General features: G+C 71.9%; 8 protein-coding genes. 5 read left to right on the forward strand and 3 right to left on the reverse strand.

Annotation, left to right across the window (positions count from 1 at the left end):
• Positions 1-1,543, reverse strand: a 1,543-nt coding sequence (locus tag I73_RS25405) for a trehalose-6-phosphate synthase (protein WP_374701936.1), incomplete at its 3' end; no start/stop codon positions are given.
• Between the two features lie 128 nt (positions 1,544-1,671).
• Between I73_RS25405 and I73_RS01875 the strand changes: the two genes are divergently transcribed.
• Genes I73_RS01875 through I73_RS01890 form a run of 4 tightly spaced genes read left to right on the forward strand, consistent with a single transcriptional unit; the run spans position 1,672 to position 6,732 of the window.
• The gene (locus I73_RS01875; RefSeq protein WP_022979064.1) at positions 1,672-3,489 is read left to right on the forward strand and encodes a glycoside hydrolase family 15 protein; all 1,818 of its coding nucleotides are present in this window, start codon (positions 1,672-1,674) and stop codon (positions 3,487-3,489) included.
• Between the two features lie 41 nt (positions 3,490-3,530).
• Entirely contained in the window at positions 3,531-4,469 is a 939-nt protein-coding gene (locus I73_RS01880; protein WP_022979065.1) for a hypothetical protein, read from the forward strand.
• A 14-nt stretch (positions 4,470-4,483) separates the two neighbouring features.
• The gene (gene recJ, locus I73_RS01885) at positions 4,484-6,232 is read left to right on the forward strand and encodes a single-stranded-DNA-specific exonuclease RecJ (protein ID WP_022979066.1); all 1,749 of its coding nucleotides are present in this window, start codon (positions 4,484-4,486) and stop codon (positions 6,230-6,232) included.
• Positions 6,232-6,732, forward strand: coding sequence for a hypothetical protein (locus tag I73_RS01890; RefSeq protein WP_148289650.1), 501 nt, complete (start codon positions 6,232-6,234; stop codon positions 6,730-6,732). The genes recJ and I73_RS01890 overlap by 1 nt, the downstream gene beginning before the upstream one ends.
• Here I73_RS01890 and I73_RS01895 read toward each other — a convergent pair.
• Positions 6,647-8,368, reverse strand: coding sequence for an ATP-binding cassette domain-containing protein (locus I73_RS01895; protein WP_148289651.1), 1,722 nt, complete (start codon positions 8,366-8,368; stop codon positions 6,647-6,649). The genes I73_RS01890 and I73_RS01895 overlap by 86 nt on opposite strands.
• Before the next feature lie 59 nt (positions 8,369-8,427).
• Here I73_RS01895 and I73_RS01900 point away from each other — a divergent pair, with 59 nt between their 5' ends.
• Entirely contained in the window at positions 8,428-9,600 is a 1,173-nt protein-coding gene (locus tag I73_RS01900; protein ID WP_159105824.1) for a glycosyltransferase, read from the forward strand.
• Positions 9,601-9,634: 34 nt separating this feature from the next.
• Here I73_RS01900 and I73_RS01905 read toward each other — a convergent pair whose 3' ends face one another.
• On the reverse strand, positions 9,635-10,237 hold the full coding sequence (locus I73_RS01905) for a hypothetical protein (protein WP_022979070.1): 603 nt from the start codon (positions 10,235-10,237) through the stop codon (positions 9,635-9,637).
• Positions 10,238-10,383 lie beyond the last annotated feature (146 nt).

Here is a 10,383-nt window from a genome sequence, read left to right on the forward strand (position 1 = left end):
ATGCGCGCCTCGAGGTAGCGGTCCACCGTCTCCATGAAGTTGCGGCAGTGGAAGCGGGTGTGAAGCCCAGGATGGTGGAACCCAACAGGCCCTGCACCAGCTCGCGTCGCCAGGGGCAGATGCCGAAGGATTCCGGATTGGGCCAGGGGATGTGCCAGAAGGTCAGGATGGTGGCTTGCGGCAGCTTCTCCCGCACCATGGCCGGCAGCAGGGCGAAGTGGTAGTCCTGCACCAGCACCACCGGATCCTCGCTGCGGGCCTCGGCCACCACGGCGTCGGCAAAGCGCTGGTTCACGGCCTTGTAGGCCTCCCAGTCGCTCTCGCGGAACACCGGGCGCACATGGGCCACATGGCACAGCGGCCACAGGCCTTCATTGGCAAAGCCGAAGTAGTAGCCACGCTCCTCCTCGGCGCTCAGCCAGATGCGGCGCAGGTAGTAGTCGTCGTGGCCCGGCGGCACGGCCACCCGGTCCTGGGCATCCACCACCTCACGGTCGGCCGCGCCGCTGCCATGGGCGATCCAGGTGCCCGAGCAGGCCCGCATCACCGGCTCCACCGCCGTGACCAGGCCGCTGGCCGGGCGGCGCACCACCACGCCGTTCTCACCATGCTCGTGGATGTAGGGCTCGCGGTTGGACACCACGATCACCTGATCCCCGCTGAGCTGGCTGTGCAGCAGCGCGCGCAGACGCTCGGCCGTCCATTCGGTTTCGGGGCCCTGCAGGCGGCGGTACTCGTCCTCCAGGTCGCGCAGGTGCCGCTGCATCTCCTCGGCAAAGGGGGCCAGCTCCGGCGCCGGCACCATGGGCGTGAGCAGGCCCTCGCCGCGCAGGATGGCCCGCACCCCGTTGACCCAGCCGCGCCAGCTCAGCTGCGCCACCACCATGGTGATGACGGCGATGACAAAGCCCAGCACCGCCAGGAAGACGATGAGGTAGCGGCGCGTGTCCTGGCTGCGCCGCTCCATGAAGCTCAGGTCGTGCACCAGCACCAGTTCGCCCAGTTGCACCGCCGCCGCATCCTGCGGCGCGGCGCGCGGCTCGATCAAGGGCCCGACGAAGAGGCTGGACGCCTGGGCCGCCGAGGACGCCGCCGATGCCGGCGTCTGCGCCACCAGCGGCTGCACCGGCGTGCCGATGACCGGGTGAACGCCCAGATGCACCGGCCCCCCGGCCAGATCCAGGCGGTGTTCGGGCTGGGCCGCCACCCCTTCGGCCTGCTGGCAGCTCAGTTCCCGCGGGAAGCCGCTGGTACGCACCAGCCAGCGCCCATCGGGGCTGCACAGGCCCATGGCGAACAGGCGCTCGTCCTGGGCCACCCGCTCCATCGTCGCCCGCAGGCGCTCATAGCGGCCTGAACTGATGGCATCGGCCGCGTTGTCCGCCAGTGTGCCGGCCACCAGTTGGCCGCGGCTGTTGAGATCGCGCGCGAACCAGCGCAGCGTCACCTGGTCCAGCAGCGGCACCGCCAGATAGGCGGCGGCCACCAGGGTGATGGCCAGCGGAAGAAGGAACCGAAGCTGAAGTCGCAGGGTCTTGAACATGCCGGGCGGGCCTCCTCTGCCCCGCCTGATGCGTGGCCACAGTGAACATTTGGACACTTTTGCATTTGCATCTATACATAGGGTAGCCAAGCAGGGAACAAGTTCCCGTAGGACAAGGAGCCGAAACGATGACCCAGCCTTCCGACACCGTGCACCCGCCCGCCAGCCTGGACCTGGCCCTGATCGGCAACTGCACCGTGGGTGCCCTGGTGGACAGCCGGGCCAGCCTGGTCTGGTGCTGCATGCCGCGCTTTGACAGCGCCCCCGTCTTCGACGCCCTGCTGCATTCGGCCGATGGCCTGCCGCTGGACGGGGCGATGACGGTGGAACTGGAGGGGCTGACCCGCACCGAGCAGCAGTACGACCCCGGCACGGCGGTGCTGCGCACCCGGCTGTGGGACGGCCAGGGCCAGGGCATCGAGGTGGTGGACTTTGCCCCGCGCTTCATCGTGCGCGAACGCATCTTCCGCCCGGCCCAGCTGGTGCGCCGGGTGCGGCCACTGGCCGGCCACCCGCGGGTGCGCTTCTCCGTCAAGCCCCGGGGCGACTGGGGCGCCAGCGCGCCCACCCTCACCCGCGGCAGCCACCACCTGCGCTACCTGCTGCCCGACATCACGCTGCGGCTGAACACCAACGTGCCGCTGACCTACCTGCTGGACGGCACCTGGTTCTCGCTGCATGGCCCGGTGAGCCTGCTGCTGGGGCCGGACGAGACCCTGACCGGCGGCATCGAGGAAACCGCGCGCGACTTTGAAGAGGCCACCAGCCTGCACTGGCGCCACTGGACCCACCGCCTGGCCCTGCCGCTGGAATGGCAGGACGCGGTGATCCGCGCAGCCATCACCCTCAAGCTCTGCCAGTACGAGGAGACCGGCGCCATCGTCGCCGCCATGACCACCAGCATCCCCGAGGCCGCCCACAGCGGCCGCAACTGGGACTACCGCTACTGCTGGCTGCGCGACGCCTTCTTCGTGGTGCGGGCGCTCAACAGCCTGTCCGAGGTGGGCACGATGGAGAGCTACCTGAACTGGCTCTACAACGTGATCCGCAGCACGCCCGACGGACGGGTGCAGCCGCTCTACGGCATCGGCCTGGAGCGCGACCTGCCCGAATCCATCGTGCCGCAGGCCGCCGGCTACCGCGGCATGGGCCCGGTGCGGGTGGGCAACCAGGCCTATGAGCACTTCCAGCACGATGTCTACGGCAACATCGTGCTGGGCGCGGCCCAGGCCTTCCATGACCACCGCCTGTTCCGCCGCGGCGACAGCGCCGACTTTGCCGCGCTGGAGGCCATGGGCGAACAGGCCTGGCGCCTGCACGACCAGCCCGACGCCGGCATCTGGGAGCTGCGCACCCGGGCCCGGGTGCACACCTCTTCGGCGCTGATGTGCTGGGCCGCCTGCGACCGCCTGGCCCGCATCGCCAGCTCGCTGGGCCTGTCCGAACGGGCCCACTTCTGGCAGGCCCGCGCACGCCAGATCCACGCCGCCATCCTGCAGCAGGCCTGGAGCGAGAAGCGCCAGGCCTTTGTCGAAAGCCTGGGCGGGCAGGACCTGGACGCCAGCGTGCTGCTGATGGGCGAGGTCGGCTTTCTGCCGCCCAACGACCCGCGCTTCATCCAGACCGTCGAAGCCATGGAACGCACGCTGTGCGACGGCCCCTTCATGCGGCGCTACGAGGCGGCCGACGACTTCGGCAAGCCCGAGGTGGCCTTCAACGTCTGCTCCTTCTGGCGGGTGGACGCGCTGGCCCGCATCGGCCGACGCGAGGAAGCCCGCGAATCCTTCGAAGCCCTGCTGGCCCGGCGCAACCACGTCGGCCTGCTCAGCGAGGACATGCACGCCACCACCGGCGAGCTGTGGGGCAACTTCCCGCAGACCTATTCCATGGTCGGCATCATCCACGGTGCGGTGCGGCTGTCGGCCCCCTGGGACAACGTGGTCTGAGCGCCGGCGCCCACCGGGTGGGGGACCGATAATCCCACCCCATGCAGTTCGTCATCGCCCACGCCAGCGCCCTTTCGCCCGCGGCCACCCAGGCCCTGTCCGGCCTGGCCCTGCCGAACCTGGAACGCCTGCTGGCCCGTCTGGCCCCCGAGGCCCCGGCGGCCGGGGACCTGGGCGACGAGCTGAGCCTGAGCGCCCCGCACGAACGCGCCCTGGCCCAGGCCTGGGGCTGGCCCGTGGCCGATGGCCTGCTGCCCCTGGCCACGCTGAGCGCCCGGGCCGATGGCTTGGCCCCCGAAGGCGACGGCTGGGGCCTCATCAGCCCCACCCACTGGCACCTGGGCACCGAGCAGGTGTCGCTGGCCAACCCGGCCGAGCTGGACCTGGACGAACCCACCGCCCGCGCCCTGTTCGAGGTGCTGCGCCCCCTGTTCGAGGAGGACGGCTGGCGCCTGCACTGGGGCGCCCCCACCCGCTGGTATGTGCAGCACCCGCAGCTGGCCAGCCTGCCCACCGCGTCGCTGGACCGGGTGATCGGCCGCAATGTGGACTGGTGGCTCAACGACCACCCCGCCGCCAAGCAGATCCGCCGCCTGCAGGCCGAGGTGCAGATGCTGCTCTACACCCACCCGCTCAACGACGAGCGCGAGGCCCGCGGCCAGTTGCCCGTCAACTCCTTCTGGCTGAGCGGCACCGGCCCCGCCCTGCCCCCGCCGGCCACCGATGCCGTGACCCTGGACAACCGCCTGCGCGGCCCGGTGCTGGCCGACGACTGGGCCGCCTGGGCCGAAGCCTGGCAGGCGCTGGACGCCAGCCGCATCCCCGAACTGCTGGCCCGGCTGGACCAGGGCCAGCCCCTGCGCCTCACCCTGTGCGGCGAGCGCCATGTGCGCCACTGGACACCGCAACCCCAGCCCTGGTGGCGCCGCCTGCTGCCCCGCGCCCGCCCCCACGCCGCCGCCCTGCTGCAAGAACTCTGAGCCTTGATCGCCCCGTGAACGCGCCCTCCACCGCCACCCCCACCCTCTTCACCCGCGACGTGCCGCCCCGCGCCGCCTTTGCGCTGGAAGAAAGCGGTGTGCACCCGCTGCTGGCCCGCCTGTTTGCCGCCCGCGGCGTGCGCAGCCCCGAGGCCCTGGACGACGGCCTGGCCAAGCTGCTGCCGCCCACCGCGCTGAAAGGCGCGCTTGAGGCCGCCCAGTTGCTGGCCGACGCCATCGACGCCGGCCGGCGCCTGTGCGTCATTGCCGACTACGACTGCGACGGTGCCACCGCCTGCGCCACCGCGCTGCGCGGCCTGGCCATGCTGGGCGCCCAGCCCGACACCCTGCACTACGTGGTGCCCGACCGCGCGGTGCACGGCTACGGCCTGACGCCCGCCATCGTCGACCTCGCCATCGCCCAGTGCCAACCCGCCCTGCTGGTGACGGTGGACAACGGCATCGCCAGCCTGGCCGGCGTGGCCCATGCCCGCGCCCAGGGCCTGGACGTGCTGGTGACCGACCACCACCTGCCCGCCGTCATCGACGGCCAGGTGGAGCTGCCCGCGGCCAACGTCATCGTCAACCCGAACCAGCCGGGCTGCCCCTTCGAGAGCAAGTCGCTGGCCGGTGTGGGCGTGGTTTTCTACGTGCTGCTGGCCCTGCGCGCCGAGCTGCGCGCCCGCGGCCGCTTTGACGCCGCCCAGCAGCCCCGGCTGGACGCCCTGCTGGACCTGGTGGCCCTGGGCACCGTGGCCGACGTGGTCAAGCTCGACGACAACAACCGCCGCCTCGTCACCCAGGGCTTGAAGCGCGTGCGCAGCGGCCGCGTGCAGCCCGGCGTGGCCGCGCTGTTCCAGGCCGCGGCCCGTCAGCCGGCCAAGGCCAGCGCCTTCGACTTCGGCTTTGCACTGGGCCCGCGCATCAACGCCGCCGGCCGCCTGGCCGACATGACGCTGGGCATCGAGTGCCTGCTGACCGACGACCCCGCCCGCGCCACCGAACTGGCCGGCCAGCTCGACGCCATCAACCGCGAACGCCGCGAGGTGGAAGGCGGCATGCGCGAACAGGCCGAGGCCCTGCTGGAACACCTGATGCCCGAAGGCACGCCGCCCGAGGCGGTGGTGCTCTTCGACCCCGAGTTCCACGAAGGCGTGGTGGGCATCGTGGCCGGCCGCACCAAGGACCGGCTGCACCGCCCCACCTTCGTCTTTGCCATCGGCGCGGACGGGCTGCTCAAGGGCTCCGGCCGCTCCATTCCAGGCTTTCATCTGCGCGACGCGCTGGACCTGGTCAGCAAGCGCCACCCCGGCGTGCTGATCCGCTTTGGCGGCCACGCCATGGCCGCCGGCTGCACCCTGGCCGAAGAGCACCTGGACACCTTCGAGCAGGCCCTGCAGCAGGTGGCCCGCGAGTGGCTGGCACCCGAGGCCCTGCAGCGCCGCATGGCCACCGACGGCCCGCTGCCGGTGGAGTACTTCACCCCCGCCACCGCCGCGCAGCTGGAGCAAGTGGTGTGGGGCCAGGGCTTCGAGGCCCCGGTCTTCTGCGATGTGGTGGACGTGGTGCAGCAGCGCCTGGTGGGCGAAAAACACCTGAAGCTGCGCGTGCGCCACCAGGGCCAGCTGCGCGACGCCATCTGGTTCGGCCACGCCGAGCCGGTGAGCGAAAAGGTGCGCCTGGCCTACCGCATCAGCCTGGACGAGTTCCAGGGCCAGCAGCGCGTGCAGATGGTGGTGGAAGCGGCGGTGGAGGCGGCCTGATGGCGCGGCGAAGTCTTGGCTGCGCCGCCGCGCGGGTTTCGCGCGTGCTGGGGCCGGCCGCCCTGCTCGGCCTGTCGGCCATCGCCCAGCCCGCCCAGGCCGCCGAACCCCTGCAGTTCCCCGAAGACACGCCGGTGGCCGTGCAGGTCAGCCTGTGGAAGCCCGGCATGCGCAGCGGCCTGGCCCAGCCGGTGTTCCACAACTTCATGGCCCAGGTGCAGTTTTCCGGCGAGCCCGCCGTCATCACCTGCGCCCTGCGTCTGCCCGACATCGAAGGCGAGATCGACCCCGGCCAGAGCGCCGAGATCGCCCTGCGCTGCACCCAGCCCTTCCGCGTGGCCCCCGGCCAGCCGGACTTCAAGCTCTACGCCCAGGGCCGGCCCATCGGCCAGGGGCGGCTGCAGGCCATGCCGCTCAAGCAGGTGATGGAGGCGGCCTCGCGCGGCCCCGCACCCGCAGCCGACCATCCACCATCTCCAGCACCTGATCGGCCTGACTGATCAAGGTCGGGTCATGGCTGACGATCAGCACGCCCGGCCGCCCGGGGGCCTGGCGCAGCAGCGTCAGCAAGGCCTGCGCGCTGGGGCCGTCCAGGTGGTTGGTCGGTTCGTCCAGCACCAGGAGACGGGGGCTGCGCAGCAAGGCCCGGGCGAGTGCCACGCGCTGACGCTCGCCGCCCGAGAGCGGGCTGCCCCCCGGGCCCAGCAGGGTGGCCAGGCCGTGCGGCCAGGCCTGCAGACGCGGCCCCAGCCCCACGGCCTCCGCCACAGCCTGAACCGCCTGCGGAGTGGCGTCCGGCACGGCGTAGGCGATGTTGTCGCGCACGCTGGCGGCAAACAGCAGCGGGTGCTGCGGCAAGTGGCCCACGCCACGCCGGAAGGCCGCGCGATCGATCTGTGACCAGGGCACATCGTCCACCCGCAGCGTGCCCGCCTCGGGTTCGATCAGCCCCAGCAGCAAGGCCAGCAAGCTGGTCTTGCCCACCCCGTTGGCCCCGGTCAAGACGCTGATGCGCCCAGGAGGCAGAGCCAGCTCCACCGCCTGGAACAGAACCCGATCGCCCACCCGGTGGCGCGCCCCGCTCAGGCTCACCCGCCAAGCCGAAGGGGGCTGCTGCCCTGGGTGCGGCGGCTCGGGCGGCAGCGCCAGCAGCTGCTCGATGCTGCGCAAAGCCGGCACGCCCTGCGCCATCTCCTGCAGGGCCCTCAGCACGCCCTGCAGCGCACCGCGCAAGGACAGCAGCAGGAACAAGCCCGAGGCCAGCACCGGCCCGGTGACCGCCGGCCCCTGGCCCCCGCGCAACCAGGCCACCAGGCCGAGCAGAGCCAACCCCAGCAACAGGCCCTCCAATTCGGCCACGCCGATCTGCAGCCGGCTCAGCGCCCCGGATTGAGCGTGGCTGTGCGCAATGGCCGAGCGGCTGGCCTGCAGCTCCCCCGCTTCATTGGCATGGCCCACCGCCAGTTCATGGCGCAACACCAGGCCACCCAGCTGCGCATAAAGCGCGTCGATGGCCGCGTGCGTGCGCCCCATCTGGCGTGACAGGTGCGCCGCCACGCGCCGACGCAAGGCCCACAGCAGCAGCAGGGCCAGCCCCAGGGGAAGGGCCAGCCCAGGCAGCAACATCGCGAGGCCCCCCAGGCACAGCAGGGTCAGCACCAGGCCTGGCAACAGCACGCCGAAGCCGGCCCGCGCCATCTGTTGCAGCAGTTCCCCGTCGCGGGTCAGGGCCAGCACGAAGCGTTCCGGCCCCATCGACCGCACGGTCTCCACGGGCAGGGACAGCTGATGGGCCACCAGGCGCTCACGCAGACGGGTCAAGCCCAGCAGCACCGCGTCGGCGATGCAGCGCTGGCCGGCGCACCCCAGTGCCGCCGAGGCCAGCAAGGCAAGGGCCGCCGTGATGGTCCAGCCCGGCACGGAGCCACCGCCCACAAGACGCCCCATGGCCACCGACACCAGCCACCACAGGCCGGCCCGCAGCAGCGCCGCCAGCAGCCCCATCAGCAGCACATGGGTCGGCAGCGCCAGCAAACGCCGCAGGGCCCCCAGGACCTGCCCGGGCTGCCATCCCCCCCATGGAACAGCTTCGCCCGGCTGCCGTGCCAGGCGATGCACATCGGGTGCGGCACTCATGCCCGGCCCTCCGTCGGACACCGCCCATGGCATAGTGCGGCCCGATGAATCGGGCGGGCATGACCAGCAAGCGACAAGCGTGGTGCGACAGGCTGATGAGGGTGGCGCTGCGACGCGAAGTGCAGGCCTGTTGGCTGCTGGGGCGGCTGCGGGGCCCGCGGCGCCCCCCGGAGACGCCGGACCCGGCCTTGCAGCAGCTGGGCACCGAGCGCTGCCAACAGACGCTGCGCCGCTTCAGCCAGGTGCGGGCCGCAACGGGCGAAAGAGCGCTGCTGCTGACCCCACCCTCGCCGGCCGGCCTGGTGTGGTTCGAAGACCTGCGCTGCGCGCTGCAACACATCGGCGTGGCCGCCAGGCGCCTGAACGCGGTGTCGGAACTCACCCCGGCCCTGGTGGCCGACTTCAGGCCCACGCTGCTGCTGGGGCTGGAGACGGATGCCCTGCTGCTGCAGCTTCAGCACGCGGGGCTGGATCGGCCCTCGCGCTGTACACGGCTGCTGATTCCGGCCCGCGACGCCGTGCTGGCCGGACGGGCTGAGCAGCACGCCGCGCTGACGGCCGGCGAAACACGGCGTCTGGCGCACACGGCCCAAGGAGCGGGTGCGGACCTGCTGCTGTCGCTGCATGCGCGGCCCTTCATGCAGCACAGCGTGGGGCCCTGGTTGGCTCTGAACAAGCCGTTTCTCTGGCTGCCACAGGCCGCCAGCCCCTTCCGCGACCGCCCCCACGGCGTCGACCGGGTGGTCGACCACGTGCATCTTTCGGTGGCCAACCGGGAGCGGGTTCTGGCCGTGCGGCAGACGATGCGAGGCATTCTGGCCCGGTACCGAGGCCTGTTCGGTGAACGCGACACCTGGGGCTTCGGCATGCCCAGGCTGCCGGTGGCCGAGCATGCCCGCATGCAGGCCATGGCACGGGTGTCGCTGGCCCCGCTGGTGGCACCGCTGCTGGCGCACGCGGGCGACCTGACCCAGCGGGTCTACGCCGCTGCCGCCAGTGGCAGCTTCCAGATCACCGAGCTCAGCCCCCTGACCCGCCAGCACTTCGATGAGGACGAGCTGATCGCCGTGGCGCGCCGGCCCCATGCGATGCGCGAGGCCTTCGAGCGCTGGGTGGACGACCGGCCCGGCCGCGAGCAGGTGGCGCGCCGCGCGCTGGAGCGGGCGTACCGCGAGCACACCAGCCTGCACCGTGCGGTGCAGCTCATTGACGAGGTACGGGCGCTGCGCTGAAGCACGGCGGTCCTGTGCACTCATGGCTGGGGCCTCATGTTCCGGCTCGCCGCCGCAGCACCCAGGCCACTCCGGTCAGCGGCAAGGCGGCTCCAGCCCAGGCGATCAGGCTCGGGTGCGGATCCCAGACGAAGATCAGCAGCTCGGCCAGATAGAGCCAGCCCACGGCCAGCATGCGCCGGGCATGGGCCAGCGCCAGGGGTTGGCGGCGTGGCCGCAAATCGCCCAGGGCCAGCAGGGCCACGGTGAGCGCGACCGCGGCAAAGGCGGCCACGTCCACGACATCGCGCGTGGCCAGAAAACGCCAGAAGCCCCGCAGCACCCCAGCGGCCACCAGCAGGCCCATGGCGCCCGTGGCCAGGCGCAACCAGCGAGCCCGCCACCACTGCGCGACGCCACTCAGCCCCAGCACCAGGGGCTGCAGTGCAAACAGCAGGCCGAAACGGTTGTGCGAGTCAGCCGCCAGGCCCAGCGCCAACACGCTGCTGGCGACCACCCCGGCCAGACAGACTCGGCCCCACACCGCATGTTGTCTGCGCCAGCGCGAGACACGGACCAGGCCGGCCGCCAGTCCACTCAGCAGCACACCGCAGGCCAGCGCCACGTGCACCTGCACTGCCGCATCGCGCAGGTTCACGGCGCCCCCTCGCCCAGCGGCTGCACCTGCAGGATCGCGGCCCACTCCCACCAACGCCGGCCCGCGCCACGCAGTCTCAGCTGCAGGCCATGCGCCTGGGCCGCGGCACGGATGCCGGCCTCATCGCAATCCTCGGACAGGATCAT

The organism is Ideonella sp. B508-1 (genome assembly GCF_000333615.1).
GTDB lineage: Bacteria > Pseudomonadota > Gammaproteobacteria > Burkholderiales > Burkholderiaceae_C > Ideonella.

What these genes read in the sequence shown, in the direction of transcription:
- I73_RS01875 (WP_022979064.1), top strand. Translation starts at nt 1,672, where the DNA reads ATGACCCAGCCTTCCGACACCGTGCACCCGCCCGCCAGCCTGGACCTG.
- I73_RS01880 (WP_022979065.1), top strand. Translation starts at nt 3,531, where the DNA reads ATGCAGTTCGTCATCGCCCACGCCAGCGCCCTTTCGCCCGCGGCCACC.
- I73_RS01890 (WP_148289650.1), top strand. Translation starts at nt 6,232, where the DNA reads ATGGCGCGGCGAAGTCTTGGCTGCGCCGCCGCGCGGGTTTCGCGCGTG.
- I73_RS01895 (WP_148289651.1), bottom strand. Translation starts at nt 8,368, where the DNA reads ATGAGTGCCGCACCCGATGTGCATCGCCTGGCACGGCAGCCGGGCGAA.
- I73_RS01900 (WP_159105824.1), top strand. Translation starts at nt 8,428, where the DNA reads ATGACCAGCAAGCGACAAGCGTGGTGCGACAGGCTGATGAGGGTGGCG.